This window comes from Rhodococcus sp. MurmanLake-1, from assembly GCF_056945715.1.
Window position 1 is genome coordinate 17,398 of record NZ_JBWZNF010000023.1, and the last position, 15,895, is coordinate 33,292.

The 15,895-nt window shown below is 62.4% G+C and carries 17 protein-coding genes; 6 read left to right on the forward strand and 11 right to left on the reverse strand.

Annotation, left to right across the window (positions count from 1 at the left end):
• Nucleotides 1-17 precede the first annotated feature (17 nt).
• Nucleotides 18-662, forward strand: a complete 645-nt coding sequence (locus tag AC2ETI_RS31265; protein ID WP_172932443.1) for a DsbA family protein — start codon at nucleotides 18-20, stop codon at nucleotides 660-662.
• Here the strand turns inward: AC2ETI_RS31265 and AC2ETI_RS31270 are convergent, their stop codons facing one another.
• From AC2ETI_RS31270 to AC2ETI_RS31280, 3 genes are read right to left on the reverse strand one after another with little or no spacing between them, the layout of a single operon-like run.
• Nucleotides 663-1,610, reverse strand: a complete 948-nt coding sequence (locus tag AC2ETI_RS31270) for a M56 family metallopeptidase (protein ID WP_020905741.1) — start codon at nucleotides 1,608-1,610, stop codon at nucleotides 663-665. It abuts the gene before it with no gap.
• Nucleotides 1,607-1,966, reverse strand: a complete 360-nt coding sequence (locus AC2ETI_RS31275) for a BlaI/MecI/CopY family transcriptional regulator (protein WP_019746375.1) — start codon at nucleotides 1,964-1,966, stop codon at nucleotides 1,607-1,609. The genes AC2ETI_RS31270 and AC2ETI_RS31275 overlap by 4 nt, the downstream gene beginning before the upstream one ends.
• 28 nt (nucleotides 1,967-1,994) lie before the next feature.
• Nucleotides 1,995-2,624, reverse strand: a complete 630-nt coding sequence (locus AC2ETI_RS31280) for a M23 family metallopeptidase (protein ID WP_021342425.1) — start codon at nucleotides 2,622-2,624, stop codon at nucleotides 1,995-1,997.
• Between the two features lie 179 nt (nucleotides 2,625-2,803).
• Here AC2ETI_RS31280 and AC2ETI_RS31285 point away from each other — a divergent pair, with 179 nt between their 5' ends.
• The gene (locus AC2ETI_RS31285) at nucleotides 2,804-3,730 is read left to right on the forward strand and encodes a cation diffusion facilitator family transporter (protein WP_019746373.1); all 927 of its coding nucleotides are present in this window, start codon (nucleotides 2,804-2,806) and stop codon (nucleotides 3,728-3,730) included.
• Between the two features lie 154 nt (nucleotides 3,731-3,884).
• Complete coding sequence (locus AC2ETI_RS31290; protein ID WP_024487904.1) at nucleotides 3,885-4,430, forward strand: ferritin; 546 nt, start codon at nucleotides 3,885-3,887, stop codon at nucleotides 4,428-4,430.
• On the opposite strand, the gene AC2ETI_RS31295 is transcribed toward AC2ETI_RS31290, so the two are convergent.
• The 4 genes from AC2ETI_RS31295 to AC2ETI_RS31310 are packed head-to-tail and all read right to left on the reverse strand — an operon-like array spanning nucleotide 4,427 to nucleotide 7,945.
• Nucleotides 4,427-5,245: an alpha/beta fold hydrolase gene (locus AC2ETI_RS31295; RefSeq protein WP_020905739.1), complete on the reverse strand. Its 819-nt coding sequence runs from the start codon at nucleotides 5,243-5,245 to the stop codon at nucleotides 4,427-4,429. The genes AC2ETI_RS31290 and AC2ETI_RS31295 overlap by 4 nt on opposite strands.
• Nucleotides 5,246-5,298: 53 nt before the next feature.
• Complete coding sequence (locus AC2ETI_RS31300) at nucleotides 5,299-6,213, reverse strand: DUF5926 family protein (protein WP_024487903.1); 915 nt, start codon at nucleotides 6,211-6,213, stop codon at nucleotides 5,299-5,301.
• A gap of 11 nt (nucleotides 6,214-6,224) precedes the next feature.
• Nucleotides 6,225-6,989: a glycerophosphodiester phosphodiesterase gene (locus AC2ETI_RS31305; protein ID WP_019746370.1), complete on the reverse strand. Its 765-nt coding sequence runs from the start codon at nucleotides 6,987-6,989 to the stop codon at nucleotides 6,225-6,227.
• On the reverse strand, nucleotides 6,986-7,945 hold the full coding sequence (locus tag AC2ETI_RS31310; protein ID WP_483634915.1) for a DUF4328 domain-containing protein: 960 nt from the start codon (nucleotides 7,943-7,945) through the stop codon (nucleotides 6,986-6,988). The genes AC2ETI_RS31305 and AC2ETI_RS31310 overlap by 4 nt, the downstream gene beginning before the upstream one ends.
• 415 nt (nucleotides 7,946-8,360) lie before the next feature.
• Between AC2ETI_RS31310 and AC2ETI_RS31315 the strand changes: the two genes are divergently transcribed.
• On the forward strand, nucleotides 8,361-10,142 hold the full coding sequence (locus tag AC2ETI_RS31315; RefSeq protein ID WP_483634916.1) for a hypothetical protein: 1,782 nt from the start codon (nucleotides 8,361-8,363) through the stop codon (nucleotides 10,140-10,142).
• A gap of 16 nt (nucleotides 10,143-10,158) precedes the next feature.
• Nucleotides 10,159-11,088: an LLM class F420-dependent oxidoreductase gene (locus AC2ETI_RS31320; RefSeq protein WP_070384785.1), complete on the forward strand. Its 930-nt coding sequence runs from the start codon at nucleotides 10,159-10,161 to the stop codon at nucleotides 11,086-11,088.
• 15 nt (nucleotides 11,089-11,103) lie between these two features.
• Here AC2ETI_RS31320 and AC2ETI_RS31325 read toward each other — a convergent pair whose 3' ends face one another.
• From AC2ETI_RS31325 to AC2ETI_RS31335, 3 genes are all read right to left on the reverse strand, one after another.
• On the reverse strand, nucleotides 11,104-11,700 hold the full coding sequence (locus AC2ETI_RS31325) for an Rv1733c family protein (RefSeq protein WP_252858520.1): 597 nt from the start codon (nucleotides 11,698-11,700) through the stop codon (nucleotides 11,104-11,106).
• A gap of 111 nt (nucleotides 11,701-11,811) precedes the next feature.
• On the reverse strand, nucleotides 11,812-12,525 hold the full coding sequence (msrA, locus tag AC2ETI_RS31330) for a peptide-methionine (S)-S-oxide reductase MsrA (RefSeq protein ID WP_020905733.1): 714 nt from the start codon (nucleotides 12,523-12,525) through the stop codon (nucleotides 11,812-11,814).
• The gene (locus AC2ETI_RS31335; protein ID WP_166655136.1) at nucleotides 12,464-13,642 is read right to left on the reverse strand and encodes an acyltransferase family protein; all 1,179 of its coding nucleotides are present in this window, start codon (nucleotides 13,640-13,642) and stop codon (nucleotides 12,464-12,466) included. Before AC2ETI_RS31335 ends, msrA begins: the two co-directional genes overlap by 62 nt.
• Nucleotides 13,643-13,902: 260 nt before the next feature.
• Here AC2ETI_RS31335 and AC2ETI_RS31340 point away from each other — a divergent pair, with 260 nt between their 5' ends.
• On the forward strand, nucleotides 13,903-14,526 hold the full coding sequence (locus AC2ETI_RS31340; protein WP_003944189.1) for a superoxide dismutase: 624 nt from the start codon (nucleotides 13,903-13,905) through the stop codon (nucleotides 14,524-14,526).
• Here the strand turns inward: AC2ETI_RS31340 and AC2ETI_RS31345 are convergent, their stop codons facing one another.
• Nucleotides 14,527-15,873, reverse strand: a complete 1,347-nt coding sequence (locus AC2ETI_RS31345; protein ID WP_021342413.1) for a YhgE/Pip domain-containing protein — start codon at nucleotides 15,871-15,873, stop codon at nucleotides 14,527-14,529.
• Between the last annotated feature and the right edge of the window lie 22 nt (nucleotides 15,874-15,895).

Consider the following 15,895-nt stretch of genomic DNA (forward strand, 5'->3'; position numbering starts at 1 on the left):
CAGCAGTGTCCAGAAGCATGAAGATATCCGCCGCCCTGATCGCATTGTTCGCGGTAGCACTGATCACGTTCATCACCGTCGATCCGATCAGAGCGGACAACGAGAGCACCGATCGGGCAGCACAATCCACCGCCGTCCTGACCGACGACGCGTACCGATTGACCTCGGCCGCTGACGACAAAGTGAATCTTGTCGAGTTCCTCGACTTCGAATGTGAGGCCTGCCTCGCGCTGTACCCGACGATGGAGCGAATCAGAGCCGAGTACGAGGATCGAATCACATTCGGTATCAGATACTTTCCGATTCCGAGTCACACCAACAGCACTCTCGCGGCGCAGGTCGTCGAATCCGCATCTCGCCAGGGCAAGTTCGTCGAGATGTATCGGCGGATGTACGAGACGCAATCGCAGTGGGGTGAATCCGCCGAATCGCAGGAGGCACTGTTTCGCGCCTACGCACAAGATCTCGGCCTGGACATGACCCGATTCGAATCCGACCTCAGCAGCCGCGGCGTCCGCGAGCGGGTCGAGCGCGACTTCAACGAGGGCAAACGCCTTGGCGTCCAGGGCACCCCGACGCTGTTCCTCAACGACGTGAAGCTGGCCCAGATGCCGAGCTACGACGATCTGAAAGCCCAGATCGACTCAGCCTTGGAGCAATGATCAGGTCAGAACAGCGCAGATACCGGCGGAGACGGCCACCGTCACGGCTGCGGCAACGGCCGTCGTGATGGCCGCCGGCACGCACGCCGCGACCGCGCAGGTCAGTCGCCGAGGCGACGCCACGTCGCCGTCGACCAGGGAACGCAATCGCACTGCGGTCGCGCCGCCGCGATCGCCCAAGCTCCAGTCCGGCTGAGGAAGCGGCGATTTCGACACCACGGCAAGGGCGGAACGCACTGCAGCCGGGCTGGTGACGCGAGCGGCGTGCCGGTCCGCCGACAGTTCCACGATCGCGCCGACGGCAGCAGGTGCCGCCGCGAACAACGGCACTCCCGGCAGAACAGCGGCCAAGACTTCACAGGCACCGACGATTCGGTGATGACCGCCGCTCAGGTGCGCACGCTCGTGCGCGAGGACCGCGTCACGCTCGCCCCCGGTAAGAGCGGATGACAAGCCTTGTGTCGCAACAACAAATCCAGGCTTTCCGGCGACACTGTAGGCCATCGGCAGCGGATGATCCAACCACAACACGTCGGACTCCGAGTTGTCGCGGCGCGCGACGATCGAGAGAACATCACGATGGAACTCTCGGACTCTCGCGTGCTCACGTGCCTGTTTGCGGCCGGCCAGCACGATCCGAACAGCGATCAAACCCACCACACCAACGGCTGTGCCGGTGATCAGTTCACCCACCCATGAACTCGTGCCGTGCGCGAAGGCGCTGAAACACCGAGCGATACCGTCGACCAGCCCCTCGACCGGCGCGTGGCTCGGCCACACCAGAACCAAGACCGCGGAGAGAGCGAGATACAGAGCCGACGCCATACTGCCGAGCCACGCCGCGAGCAGCACCGTCGGTGACAACGTCGAGGAAACGGCCCGTAACGCTCTCGGAACCAAAAATCCGACGAATACCGCACCGAGAAGCATCGGCAAGGCCAGTGTCATTGCGCACCTTCCCCGGAAAGTCCCCGGCGCAGGGCCTCGTTCTCAGCGTCCGTCATAGTCTTCGCAAAGTGCAACAGCACGGCAGCGGAATCGGAACTGCTGTCCAACAATTCGCGCAGTGCCCTGGATGTGGCCTCTTCACGGCTGCGACTCGGCCGATAGAAGTAGGCGCGACTCTTCTTCTCACGACTCACCCAGCCCTTGTCGTAGAGATGAGTCACGACGGTCAGGATGGTGGTGTACGCGAGTTGTCGACGCTCACCCAGGATCTCGACCAGATCCTTGACCGAGAGCGCGTCGTCGGACTGCCAGAGCACATCCATGACCTCGGCTTCGAGTCCGCCCAGCCCCTGCATTGCTCCTCCATCGCGTCGTGACAGAACTTCAGCCGCTCGCGGCCTTCTCCCCGAACGACACGCCCCGGGAATTCAGATACGCGAGCGGATCAGTCTTCTGCCCGTCAGATTGCCACACCTCGTAGTGCAGGTGCGGTCCCGTCGATTGTCCACGATTGCCGACGGTCGCGATCAGTTCACCCGCCCGCACCTTCTGACCGGCAACCACGAGCGCCTCGTTGATGTGCCCGTAGACGCCGACGGTCCCGTCGTCCTGCTGGATGCGGACCCAGAGCCCGAATCCCGCGGCGGGACCGGATTCGATCACAACACCGTCGGTCGCCGAGACGATGGGCGTACCGATCGAGTTTGCGATGTCGAGACCGTAATGGGTTGTTCCCCAGCGTGGACCGAAGTTGGACGTCATCGTCCCACTGACGGGGGCCATCACCCGCGGCTTTTCTGCCTCGTACGCCAACGCCGCCCGTTCGGCTTCGAGTTGCCTCGTTTTACCGAGTTGTTCGGCTATCCCGGCAAGATCCGTCGTCCGAACAAGGTCGAGTATCTCCGGCACCGACACCAGCGCTGGACCTTCCGCTGCAACTGGAAGCGGCGATGCGTGCCCGATGGAAGTGCCGGACGCCAGGATTGCGCCCGTCGCCACGGAAACCGCGGCCATGCGCCCGCCGGGTCTGGTCGGCTCGGATTTTCGATGTCTTCCCACTTCTCGGTCCTCGCGTCGATGACAAATGAAGGTCTTCGCCGCCACCTTACAACTATGTTGCATAGTTTTTAAGACATGCACTATTGCGCATATATGCATATGTGTCTAGGCTGACGTCGACGAAAGGACCTTCGATGTCACACGGACACGGGCACGGAATCTCTCCCGCCGAGGCTGCGACCAGCAACAGCGGCAAGCATGTCAACAAACTGTGGATCGCCGCCGGCCTCGGGTTGGTGACGTTCGTGCTGCAGGTGACGGTCGGCTTCTTCACCTCGTCGCTGGCGCTGCTTTCGGACTCGGCGCACGTGTTCACCGACATCTTCGGCATCTTCATGGCGCTCGCCGCGATCCTCGTCGCACAGCGCGCAGCACGGCGCCCGGATCGCACTTTCGGCATGTACCGCACGGAAGTGTTTGCGGCACTGGCCAATGCGATCCTGCTCTTCGCAGTCGCCGGGTGGGTGCTCTACGAGGCGGCCAGCCGATTCTCGGATCCGCCCGAGGTTCCGGGCCTCCCCGTCGCGATAGTCGCCGTCGTCGGTTTGGCGATGAACGTCATCGCCTTCCTGATGCTCCGCAGCGGCGCGAAGGAAAGCATCAACATCCGCGGCGCCTACCTCGAAGTCATGGCGGACATGATCGGGTCCATCGGCGTCCTCGTCAGCGGCTTGGTCACGCTCGCTTTCGGTTGGCGCTACGCCGACCCCGTCATCGGCGTCGCCATCGGCCTTTTCGTCTTGCCGCGCGCCTTCAACCTGGGCCGCCATGCCGTCCGCATCTTGCTCCAGCAGGCTCCCGATCGCATCGACGTCACCTCGATACTCGAGAAGATCAACACACTCCCGGGAGTCGTCGACGCGCACGATCTGCACGTCTGGACACTCACCTCGGGGATGGAAGTTGCTTCCGTTCACGTCACCGCGGCCAGTGACGCCGATCCCACTACGGTGCTCGCGGCCACCCAAACCTTGCTGGCCGAGGTATTCGAACTGGAGCACGCCACCGTGCAGGTGGAACTCCAGGGAAGTGACGGTAAATGCACGGAACTCGCCTGGTGAAAAGGACATTCCTAAATGAAACATTCGCTTTCGGGCCAATGGATAACCGCACCGAATTCGAAAAGAAATTAGGTCTTCTTTAGTTTGGGAACGCTTACCACAATAAGGTCAGACTGGGATGACAGGGCCTCTGACCTGCACTATCTTGGAATTCATGACTTCTGGGGAGACTCACATGACCAAATTCCACGCACTACTCCGAGACCAGATTCGCAACGAGTTCAACGCTTCGCATCAGTACATCGCGACAGCGGTTTACTTCGACAATGCGGACCTGCCACAGCTGGCAAAGCACTTCTACAAGCAGGCTGTGGAAGAGCGTAACCACGCCATGATGATCGTTCAGTATTTCCTCGATCGCGACATCAACGTCGAACTCACCGGCGTCGACGCCGCGAAGGCCGACTTCAAGGATGCCCGTGAGCCCATCGCTCTCGCGCTGACGCAGGAGAAGACGGTCACCGAGCAGATCGTCCAGCTCGCGAGCACTGCCCGCGAAGAAGGCGACTACCTCGGCGAGCAGTTCATGCAGTGGTTCCTCAAGGAGCAGGTCGAGGAAGTTGCCAGCATGACAACACTTCTCACCATCGCGGACCGCGCAGGCGCCAACCTGTTCGACCTCGAAGACTTCGTGTCCCGCGAGATGAGCACCGTCGGTGACACCACCGGTGCGCCGAACGCAGCAGGCGGAACCATCTAGCCTGCAGCACTCACGGATTTTGCCCTCGAGCCGAACGGTTCGCTTCCTGCCAGCAGGATCGAACTGATCAGCTCGGGGGCATCTGTCATCGGTACGTGCCCCAGTCCGGGCAAAACCATCAACTTCGCCTGCGGGAACGGCTTTTTCACGCGCTGCGCTTGGTACACGGGCAGAATGAGATCGCGTCGACCCCACGCAACCGTCACCGGCACAGTGGGATCCACGATGGGCGGCAATACGAAGTCCATCTCGAGACCGAGATCGACGAGTTCGTTGGACACGAGCGAACGGCAGTCGGCCAACGCCGCCGCATAACCGACATGACTCGGATGAGCGAAGAACGCGGCGAGCGCCGGATAGCGAATCAGCTTGTACCGCAATGCACGTGGCAGACCATCGCCCATGAGCTTGGCCGTGCCGCGCAGTGCACGGAACGTGTTGATCGCCCGCACCTGATCGAGGTGATTGACAAAGAACCCGGCCGGCGACAGAGCTGTCGCCGACGCGACGTCTCCGCGCGCTGCCAGCGAGAGTGCAATCCATCCGCCGAGTGAGTTTCCGGCGACGTGGGCGCGCTCCCCCGCCGGAGTCACTTCCTTGACGAACTCACTGACGTCGTCGATCAGCTGTCCCATGACGTCCGGACCGAGTTCGGGCAGCACGGACTCTCCGTGACCTGGCAGGTCGACCGTGACCACACGGCGATACGGCGTCAGCTGGTCCAAAAGCGAATCCCACGCCTGCCGTCGATGGACGATGCCATGGACGAGCACAAGCGTGGGACCGCTACCGGAGATGTCGTGCGACAAAGTCATGCCGCCAACATTAACCGTAACTTTGCGTAACGCCTATAGTTCTGGCGAAAAAATCAGCGCAGCGTGACCTGGCGTCCGCGCAGGCCGTCGCGCGAGCGCAGCTCGGCCGAGTTCAGTGGAGCGTCGACGGCCAGAGCCTCGGCAAGACGCTCACCGAGCTCGACGGTTGCCGCTACCCACTCGTTTGCATGCTTTTCGCGGTCGAGGTCGAAGACGGGGACCAACAGGCCGTGGGTGCGGAACGAGCCTGCGTAGCGCGAGCCCTCACCCAGGTGCAGTCCACCGGTCGCGTGCACGCGCGCCAACGCGAGCATCAGGTCGTCTTCGCTCTCGGGGCGAACCCAACGCAGGTGCGCCTTCTCGCCGGCGTCGACCCACCACGCGGCAACGAGGCCGTCTCCTTCGAGGCGTGCAGAGGGCATGATCGCCGAGTTGGCGTGCTGCACGGTGGCGGCAACCTCAGGATCGGTTTCGACGCCTTCCGGAATCCACCAGTTGAAGTTCTGGTGCACCGTGATGTCGAGCAGAGCCGATGGATCGACAACCTCGGTGACGGCGGGTGTCTCGGAATCGGGGTTCGCGGCAGAAAGCGCGTCGCCGGGGGCCGCGTCCTTGATCCAGTTCACCGAAGCGGCGAGGTCTGCGCCGAGGTCTGCAGAGTGCGCCTGAACCTGGACACCGACAAATCCGGTGGCCGTCTCGCCCTCGTCGCGGACGAGGGCGGCAACAGCGCCGGGGAGGACCGTCGCCAACGTGACGGGACGGTCGGAGCCGATGACCGGCAACGGTGCCGTGGCGGACGGAACGAATTCGCGCAGCGCGACCAGATCGCACTCGGCGGCAAGGCCCTCGAACGGGCGGTTCACTGCGCCGGCAGCGGCTTCACGCTCTGCTTGGCGTGCCGCCAGCTTCTCTGCGCGTGCGCTGCCCTGCTTCGGTCCACTGTTTCTTTTGCTCTTCTTGGCCACGAGGGCAAAATCTACACGCTGCCCAGCCATTGCTTCGTGCGCCCGGGATGGTTGGTGGCCACCCAACTGACCCCGAGCTCACGACACAGGTCCACATCCGCCTTGTCGTCGACGGTCCAGCAGTACGTCGCGCGACCCGCAGCGGCAGCCCGATCGACCAGATCGGGATGTTCGCGCAACGCCTTGATCGACGGCCCGATCGCCGTGGCGCCGACAGCCGTCGACGCACCACCGCCGAGGTATCGCGACGCGTCACCGAGCAGGACCGTCGGCAGCAGCGGTGCCGAACGGCGCACTCGCCAGACCGCAGTAGCCGAGAAAGACATGACCACCGCGCGAGAGTGATCGGCCGACGGCGGTGACGCGATCCCGAAGCGGTGCAGTTCCGCGAGAAGTTTTGCTTCGACCAGGCCGCCGAACCGCACTGGGTGTTTGGTTTCGATGAACAGCTTCACCGGGCGCGCGAAATCCAGGGCGAGGGTGATGAGGTCGGAGAGAGTCAGCAGTTCGGCCGGTTCGCTCGTCGACCCGTAGTCCAGAGCGTTCAGCGAATCGAGCGTCATCTCGCTGACGATCCCGGTGCCGCTGGAGGTGCGATCGACCTTGCGGTCGTGAACGCAGACCAGGTGCCCGTCGCGGGTGAGCCGGACGTCGCATTCGAGCCCGTCGGCACCCTCCTCGAGGGCCAGTTCGTAGGCGGCGAGGGTGTGCTCCGGCCGCGCAGCCGACGCACCTCGGTGCGCAACGACGAGTGGACCTCGACGATCTGGGCTCACAGGGCAGCGGTCTCCTTCTCTTCCAGCACCGTCTTCTCTTCCAGCACCGAGCGCGGCACTGGCACCCATCGAGTTTCCGATTCGGGTTCGCCGCGCCAGCTCTTGCGCTCGATCCGTCGGATCACGACGAGCGTCAACGACGCGGTGACGGCTGCGACCAATGCGATGAAGGCGTTCAGCAGAACCCCGTCGGCCATTGCCTGAATCCCCGGGCGTGATCGCCAGTACGCGTTGACCACCAGCAGCAGAGCGCTGAATCCCCAGAAGCCCCACCAGATCTTCACCAGCAGAGTTCCGCGCGGATCGCGGCGGACCAACTCGAAGAGATAAACCGCCGGCATCACGAGGTTGAGGATCGGCACAGCGCAGCCGACGACAACTTCCGACGCTGTGCGCGGATCGGATTCCCCGGCACCTGCGAAGTGTTCACGACGCCGACGAAGTAGCCAGCACACACCGGCGACAGCCGCGAAGACCGAGATCAGCAGTCCACCCAACTGAGTGAAGTACACGGCGGCGTCGGAGACCGTGAGAAGCCACTGCGGGATCAGCGTGGCGCGGTTACGCACCAGGATCGCGTATCTGCCCAGTTCGGCGAACACAGCGAGTCCGTAGAGAATCGTCGCGAGTGTCAGCAACGGCCCGACTCGGTCGGCCATCCGGTCCGCTCGCGAGGGCGGCACCGGTGAGGTGTCGACGATGTCCTGGAGTCCCCACTGCGGGACGGCGTCGTAGCGCGGGGTGGTGAGGCTACGACGCACTGGTGCGTCCCCCACGCCGCGTGGGTCGGACGGTGAGCGCGCGATCCAGCGGAAGCCACGACGGTTGGGTGGTTGGTAGATCTCGGTGCGGGTGGGGATCAGCAGGACGCCGCTGCAGCGCGGGCACCACTGCGTTGGGCCGCCGACGACAGGCCATCGTGCGGCGCACCGGGCGCAGACCTGAACGACACTCACAACTTCGATTCTGTCACGCCGTATCGGTAACGGCAGCAAATGGATTCACTCCCGATTTGTGATCGAACCTCCACCGCGTTCACCTGCATTGTTCGAATAATGTGACCTCCGCCACTTAAAAACTCGAGTTATCCACAGTTTCCACAGGTTCATCCACAGTTCTGGATGAATGAATCGGGCTTTATCCACAGGTCACGGGCAAGACCCTGAGAATTTGCTGACAGGTGTTAGCGAACGATGCACAGGCTCGAGGATGAATTTGACACCGCAGGTCAGTGAACTTTTGGGCGTCGGCGTCATTTATCCCGGCAAAGTTCACAATCCATTCAGAAATTGCTCCCGAAAAGACAGAAAAGACCGTTATCCCTTTTTTGCGGGAAGTCGGTTTTTGACACACCTGGAAGCATGACCGTCGATGACTTCTCCACAGCCCGAGCCAACTCTGACGTTCACCCCGAAACGGGTCGCGCAGCTCGCGTTCGTGTTGATCGGATGTCAGCTCGTCATTCGCGCCTGGGTTGCCGCGAGCAATTACTTCTACTGGGACGACCTCATCCTGATGGGCCGCGGAGGACGCTTCCCTCTCTTCTCGAGCGAACTCCTGCTCTACGACCACGACGGTCACTTCATGCCCGCGGCCTTCTTCTTCACCGGGTTGATCACCCGCATCGCGCCGTACAACTGGGCGCTGTCGGCAACGCTGCTCGTCATCGGCCAGGCCGCGGCGTCGTTGGCGCTTCTGCGCACTCTTCGGTTGGTCCTTGGTTGGCGACCGGCGCTGTTGATTCCGCTGATCCTGTATCTCTTCGTCCCGCTGACCCTTCCGTCGTTCTCGTGGTGGGCGGCCGCACTCAACGCCTTGCCGCTTCAGATCGCGCTTGCCTGGGCATGCGGCGACGCGATCAAGCTGTACCGCACCGGGCATGTGCGCTACGTGTTCTCGGGCACCGCGGTTTTTGTCGTCTCTCTGCTGTTCTTCGAGAAGGCAGTGCTCGTTCCGTTCGTAGCACTCGCTTTTCTGGTGCTGTACTTGCGCACACAAGGTGAAGGAACGCCGATACGAAGTGCGGTCACGAAGTGCCGACGCCTGTGGACGGCCTGCGCCGCCGTGCTCGCGATCTGGATTCCGGTGTATCTGACAACTGTCGAATCTCCGATCACCGGCAACGGCCGTTCCATGTCCACCGAACTGCTGCATCACGGCACGTCTTTGGGGATGCTTCCCACCCTTCTCGGCGGCCCCTGGCGCTGGGAGCGGTGGATCCCCAGCCCCGCCTGGGCCGATCCGCCGACGGTCTTGGTGGCCGCGGCCTGGGCCGCGCTGCTGACGACGGTCGTGATGACCGTGCGTGCCCGACGCGGCGCTGCCTGGATCTGGGCCGCCGCGGCGCTGTACTTCCTGGCCTCTGTCGTGGCGATGACCGCTACCCGATCCGACGCCGACACCACGTACGAGTTGGCGCAGACCTTGCGTTACTTCACGGATTCGGCGACGGTGTTCGCCCTCGCCGCCGCTCTGATTCTCGCTACACCTCGGCGGCGTCCGGCCCGGATACCCGTCGCAGTCGCCGCCGGCCTGTCGGCGCTCTTCGTGGTCAGTTCGCTCGTCTCGACCGTCACGTTCGTCGACATCTGGCGCGAGAACCCGACTCGCGACTACCTCGCCAACGCGCGAATGTCGTTGTCACAGAATGAGGATGCTCCACTGCTCGAGCAACCCGTCGCGATCGAAGTGCTCCTTCCCGTCGCCTTTCCGAACAATTTGGCAAGCAATGTTCTCGCGCCACTGCCTGATCGCCCCGAATTTTCTTCCAGCACTCCGATTCTGCGCACCATCGACGACAGCGGACGGATTGTCGATGCCGAAGTGACCTGGACGAGAAGGATTCCCGAAGGAGCGGCACCGAACTGCGGCACCCGTGCCGAAGGCCCGACCGAACTCCCCCTCGACGGCCCCCTGGCCGGCTGGGAATGGACGGTGCAGCTCAATTACCTCGCGAGCACCGACGGAACGATCGATGTTGCGTTGGAGTCCGGTGACGCAGTATCGGTACCCGTGACGCAGGGTTTGCACTCGGCATTCGTGCGCCTGGTCGGCCACGGAAACAGTGTGAAGATCACGCCGACAACGCCGGGACTGACGCTGTGTTTCGGCGCCGGACAAGTCGGTGCCGTCGTCCCGACCTCCGCAAAATAGTGGCAGAGTAGAAGTCATGGAGCTGCGTATATTCACCGAACCCCAGCAGGGCGCTACCTACGAACAACTACTGACTGTTGCCCAGACCGCCGAAAAACTCGGCTACGGCGCATTTTTCCGCTCGGACCACTATCTCGCCATGAATTCCGACGGCCTTCCCGGACCCACCGACGCGTGGATCACGCTCGCCGGAATCGCCCGCGAAACATCCACCATCCGCCTCGGCACTCTGGTGACGTCGGCTACGTTCCGTCACGCCGGACCGCTGGCCATCTCGGTCGCACAGGTCGATCAGATGAGTGGTGGCCGCGTAGACCTCGGCATCGGTGCCGGCTGGTACGAGGAAGAGCACCAGGCGTACGGCATCCCGTTCCCGGCGCTCAAGGATCGCTTCGAACTGCTCGAGGAAACTCTCGACGTAGTGACCGGACTGTGGCGTACGCCGGTCGGCGACACGTTCGACTACGACGGTAAGCACGTGCAGATCAAGAACTCTCCCGCGCTTCCCAAACCGCACCAGGTCGACGGTCCGCCGATCCTGATCGGTGGCACGGGCAAGAAGAAGACTCCGGCGCTCGCCGCTCGGTTCGCGAACGAGTTCAACATCCCGTTCAAGTCCCTCGCGGAAACGAAGGACATCTTTGCGCGGGTTCGTCAGGCTTGCGTCGAGCACGAGCGCGATCCGAACGAATTGGTGTACTCCAACGCTCTCGTCCTGTGCTGCGGCCGCGACGAGGCGGAGATCAAGAAGCGCGCCGAAGCGATCGGACGCGACGTGGACGAGCTACGTGAGAACGGTCTGGCCGGAACACCTTCGGAGCTGGTCGACAAGATCGGCACTTTCGCCGAGGCTGGTTCACAGCGCGTGTACCTGCAGACTCTCGATCTGGCCGATCTGGATCATCTCGAACTCGTCGCAAGCGAGGTCATGCCCCAACTGCAGTGAGGAAAGGTCCGGGATCTACAGCGCGTTCGCGTCGAGGAACGCGCGTAGGTCTCGGTCCCACTGGGCCGAGCGGGAACGATCGAGAAAGACCCGCACCAGCATGAACGCGATGACCAACAGGGACATCACGCTGAACCAGGTGAAAACCCCGGTCACCACGGCTGCGACGTCGGCAGCACTCTGTGTGATCGGAGCTACGGTCTTGTCGCCGTGATCGTTGACGTAGATGGGGACCTCGGTGCCGACGGGCGTCGCCGAGTCGACAGTGACATCACCCGTGTGAACCTCACCGTTCCAGTTCCATTGCGCGCTGGCCATTTCGGTGGTCGGTGCAATGTAATCGGCTGTCGAGGGGGTGGCCTGCGTCGAGTCTGCAGTCGTCGTCGCCGAAATGCTGTGTAGTTCGGCGGATTGTTTGGCGATCAGTGCGTTCTGGCTCGAAGCCGTCGCAGCCCCTGCCCATACCGCGAGAGGCAGCAGAAGAATCGCGAAAATGATCAGACCGAAGGACATGAATCCTTCGATCCGATCACTGCGGCGAACCATCGGATCGTGGCCTACATGAATGGTGCGTCGGAGCAGCGACGCAGTTCCTCGCGTACTACCTGACATTATTAGCTCAGTTCTCTCGACGACACACTCTTACATCGAGATTCCCTTTGTTTCGATCTAGTTGCAAGTGTTAACGAGCTGAATCACATGTGTCCTCCAACACCTGTCCAGTTATTCACTCGGCGGAAGGATGTCCGTCTGCGCCGGAACCTGATCCTGACGGAGCAATCCGACCGGGCAACTGACGCCGGTGGCATGCACCGGGCAGTAGCCGCCGGGGTTCTTCGCCAAATACTGCTGGTGGTAATCCTCCGCGTAGAAGAAGTCGCGCAGCGGACCGATTTCGGTGGTGATCGCGCCGTATCCGGCTTCGGCAAGTCGTTCACCGAAAGCGACGGCCGACGCATGAGCGATTTCTTCCTGCTCGGCGGACGTCGTGAAGATCGCCGAACGGTACTGCGAGCCCTGGTCGTTACCCTGACGCATCCCCTGCGTCGGATCGTGGTTCTCCCAGAAGTGCGCCAGGATCTGCTCGTAGGAGATCACTGCGGGATCGAAGACCACCAGCACCACTTCGGTGTGACCCGTACGTCCGGAGCACGTTTCTTCGTACGTCGGGTTGGGGGTGAAGCCTCCCGCATAACCCGCAGCGGTTGTGTACACACCGGGAAGCTGCCAGAACTCCTTCTCGGCGCCCCAGAAACAACCCATCCCGACGACGACGGTCTGCAGTTCGGCCGGAAACGGCGGCGTCAACGGATGCCCGTTGACGTAGTGCGCGGTAGGTACCGGCATTTTCTGCTCTCGCCCGGGCAGGGCGTCCTCAGGCGCGATCAGCGTGGATTTTGCGGACGCTCGTCCCAGAATGTCGTCGTACCAGCTCATGCTTCGATGCTACGCGTGAGCGGCTGTTTCGCCACGCCGTGACCGCGCGGGCGCCGGGCAGCTCCACCCACCGGTAGCCGATTTCTGCTACCGCGGCCGTTGCCAGAAGGAACAGCGCGAACGCCAGCGTCGGTCCGACGTGCAAAACGGTGTTCTCGACAACGCGGTACAGGATCAGGGTGTGCACGAGATAGATGATGTAACTGCGCGTCGAAAGCCATTTCACGACTGACCAGCGCGTCGGGACACCGTCGTAGCGGCCGATGAGAACTACCGCTGCGGCGACTACCGAAATGGTCCACAGGTAGTGCTCGCCGGCCCAGTAGACGCGGAACTGGGTCGCCACGATGATGACGTGCATCTGAACGAGGACGGCAACGATCAGCCAGCGGCCGGGAGCGAGCTTGGCCCACGCGAGGTACATGATCTGACCGAGGAAGACAGCCGGCAGCGTCGCGGCGATCTTGGACAGCATCGGCACGGTGTACGGCAACGGCGCGTAGACGTTGTAGAGCAGCACCAGTGAGCACAGTGCTCCGCCGGCGAGCGGCATGACGATTGGACGCAGACGCAATATCGGTCGAGCCGCGACGCAGGCGAGATAGAAGAGGAACTGGACGGTGAGCGTCCAGGTCACTCCGAGAACCGCTACCTCGGGCTTGAGAAAGAATCCGCCGAGAAAAAAGCTCATCAACGCTTCGGTATCGGAAATACCTTCCTGACCGCTGAACATTCCGTTGATTCCGAGGCGGACCAGAAGAATGGCAATCGCGGTTGCCACCCAGAATGCGGGCAGCAGGCGGCTGAATCGGTTGGTCAAGAACTTTCCGGGGCCGTCACGAATCGCGGACCGCGTCACCAGAGCGCCGGTCAGCATCATGAATACCGCGACGCCGACAAAAGAGAGGTGCTGGTTGAGTTCGGCGGGCTCGATCAGAACGCCGTAAACGACGTCGATCACCCACCAGCCCGAGCCGAGATCGTCGATGACGTAAAAAGAGATGTGGGAGTAGATCACGGCGGCAACCGCCAGTGCTCGCAGCAGGTCAGCGCCCGGAAGATTCACCCGAGGCGCGGCCGCCTCTGGTGATTCCGGGAGGAAAACTGGTGCGGGCATCGCGCAAGTTTAAGGTTCCGTTCACCTTTACGACGAATTTGCGCATATTAGCTTACCCTTAGATCCGACTAAGTTCGGTTAACCAAACTTTATTCTTTGGTGATTACTACCTGAGCCGGACTGTTGCGGACGGTGTACGAATGTTATTGGGTGGAAACCCGAAGAATGATTTGCACATACGCGAGTGACGTCACGCCGTGACCGGTGATCGACGCACTCTAAAGCACCAGGGCTCACCAGCCCGCAAAGAAGGGACCCTCGTGTCTGTTTACACGCTGCCGGAACTCCCCTACGACTACGCAGCCCTCGAGCCGCACATCTCGGGCAAGATCATGGAGCTGCATCACGACAAGCACCACGCGGCTTACGTTGCCGGCGCCAACGCTGCACTCGAGAAGCTGGCCGAGGCTCGTGAGAACGACACCATCGCAGCGCAGGCCAACCTGCTCGAGAAGAACCTGGCGTTCCACCTCGGTGGCCACACCAACCACACCGTTTTCTGGAACAACCTCAGCGCTGACGGTGGCGACAAGCCCGAAGGCGAGCTCGCCGCAGCGATCGACGACAACTTCGGTTCGTTCGATCTCTTCCGCGCTCACTTCTCCGCGAACGCCAACGCCATCCAGGGCTCCGGCTGGTCCATCCTCGCGTGGGACTCGATCGGACAGCGTCTGATCATCGTCCAGCTCTACGATCAGCAGGGCAACATCTCCATCGGCCTCACGCCGCTGCTGCTCCTCGACATGTGGGAGCACGCTTTCTACCTCGACTACCAGAACGTCAAGGGCGACTACGTCAAGGCATTCTGGAACATCGTCAACTGGAACGACGTTTCGGCTCGCTTCGACCGTGCACGTACCCAGACCGCAGGTCTGATCGTCTAGTCACAGCTCTTCTTGCGAACGGCGGCGCCTCACCAGGGGCGCCGCCGTTCGCGTCAGCAGAGCGCCACCGAGCAGGACCGTCGTGGCTCCGAAGACCAATGCCAGTGTGCGAGTTCCGGAGTCACCACTGTTCGCGCTGGTCTGATTCACGGCCACCGGATCCGACAGCACCGAGGTCAACTGAACCTGCTGCGGAGTGGTCATCGCCGGAATACCGGATTTTGCGCCGTCGAGGCCCGTGACCAATGACTTGGCGATCCCTTGCAGCGTCGTGAATCCCTGGGTGATCTGATCGGTCACGTCGCCGAGCATCTGCGGTGCCTGATCGGCGATGGGGATGAGTCCGTCGTTCAATTGTCCGGCAGCACTGCTCAGTTGATCGCTCGCGCCTTGCAGCTGCCCGACAGCGGTGCGGACTAGATCACCGAGCTCCGTATCGGGTCCGACCGAGCCACCCAACAGTGCCGGAACGGTGCCCAATTGCGCATTCAGCGCACCGAGATCCGAACTCACACCGGCCAGTTGCGCTGTCACGTCGGGCGGGATCGGAAGGCCGTTCAACGCAGTTTGCAACGTGTCGATCCGTGTCTTCAATTCCGCGGTCGACGACGACGCCTCCCCCAGCGTCAGGCCCAGTGAGTCAGCGCGCGTGGCCAGCTCTTCCGCCGACCCCGACGCCTGATCGACCACGCCGGATACCTGGTCCGCCACGCTCATCAACTCCAACGCTCCCGAGCGTGCGGTCTCGAGATACGGCAGCAGAGTGCCTGCGCCTGCCTTCACCTGATCGATGGACTTTCCGGCCTCGTTGGTGCCGGCGACCAGAATCTGTGCGGTGGTGAGGTTTTGATCGATCGAGCGCCGCGCGGCCGAAGTCTGAGCCAGCAAACCCTTGATTCCGTCCGCGCCGACCTGCGCCGATACGGCCCGAGTCAACTCGGCGGACTTCTCCGAGTCCGAGCCATTCACCGCCAGTTCGACACTGGCTTGGCGGGGATCAGTGCCGAACATCGACGCGACGGTTTCGCTGAAGTCTTCCGGCACCGTCAACGTCGCGAAGTAGTTCCCGCCGGGGTTGTCGACCACCTGGAAGTCGAAGTCTTCGTTCTTGCCCAACGTGTCCACCAGGGTGTCGCCGGCCCGAAGTTCCTTGCCGTCGAGCGTGGTTCCCGCGTCGGCGTTCACGATCGCGACGGTGTTCGAGGAATCGGCACCGCCCGCGAAGATCACGAACCCGATCCCCGCCACCGCAGCCGCGACAATCGCGGCCACACCACCCACTGCCAGCCGTCGACCGAGGCGTGACGGCTGGCGGTGGGAGTTCTCGGTGGTGTTCTCGGCGCTCATGGGCGAGACGATAAAGCAACAA

Excerpts from the sequence above, each read along its gene's own strand:
- AC2ETI_RS31315 (WP_483634916.1), top strand. The coding sequence starts at position 8,361 with ATGACTTCTCCACAGCCCGAGCCAACTCTGACGTTCACCCCGAAACGG.
- msrA (WP_020905733.1), bottom strand. The coding sequence starts at position 12,525 with ATGAGCTGGTACGACGACATTCTGGGACGAGCGTCCGCAAAATCCACG.
- AC2ETI_RS31325 (WP_252858520.1), bottom strand. The coding sequence starts at position 11,700 with ATGTCAGGTAGTACGCGAGGAACTGCGTCGCTGCTCCGACGCACCATT.
- AC2ETI_RS31285 (WP_019746373.1), top strand. The coding sequence starts at position 2,804 with ATGTCACACGGACACGGGCACGGAATCTCTCCCGCCGAGGCTGCGACC.
- AC2ETI_RS31270 (WP_020905741.1), bottom strand. The coding sequence starts at position 1,610 with ATGACACTGGCCTTGCCGATGCTTCTCGGTGCGGTATTCGTCGGATTT.
- AC2ETI_RS31290 (WP_024487904.1), top strand. The coding sequence starts at position 3,885 with ATGACTTCTGGGGAGACTCACATGACCAAATTCCACGCACTACTCCGA.
- AC2ETI_RS31295 (WP_020905739.1), bottom strand. The coding sequence starts at position 5,245 with ATGACTTTGTCGCACGACATCTCCGGTAGCGGTCCCACGCTTGTGCTC.
- AC2ETI_RS31265 (WP_172932443.1), top strand. The coding sequence starts at position 18 with ATGAAGATATCCGCCGCCCTGATCGCATTGTTCGCGGTAGCACTGATC.
- AC2ETI_RS31280 (WP_021342425.1), bottom strand. The coding sequence starts at position 2,624 with ATGGCCGCGGTTTCCGTGGCGACGGGCGCAATCCTGGCGTCCGGCACT.
- AC2ETI_RS31320 (WP_070384785.1), top strand. The coding sequence starts at position 10,159 with ATGGAGCTGCGTATATTCACCGAACCCCAGCAGGGCGCTACCTACGAA.
- AC2ETI_RS31335 (WP_166655136.1), bottom strand. The coding sequence starts at position 13,642 with ATGCCCGCACCAGTTTTCCTCCCGGAATCACCAGAGGCGGCCGCGCCT.
- AC2ETI_RS31275 (WP_019746375.1), bottom strand. The coding sequence starts at position 1,966 with ATGCAGGGGCTGGGCGGACTCGAAGCCGAGGTCATGGATGTGCTCTGG.
- AC2ETI_RS31345 (WP_021342413.1), bottom strand. The coding sequence starts at position 15,873 with ATGAGCGCCGAGAACACCACCGAGAACTCCCACCGCCAGCCGTCACGC.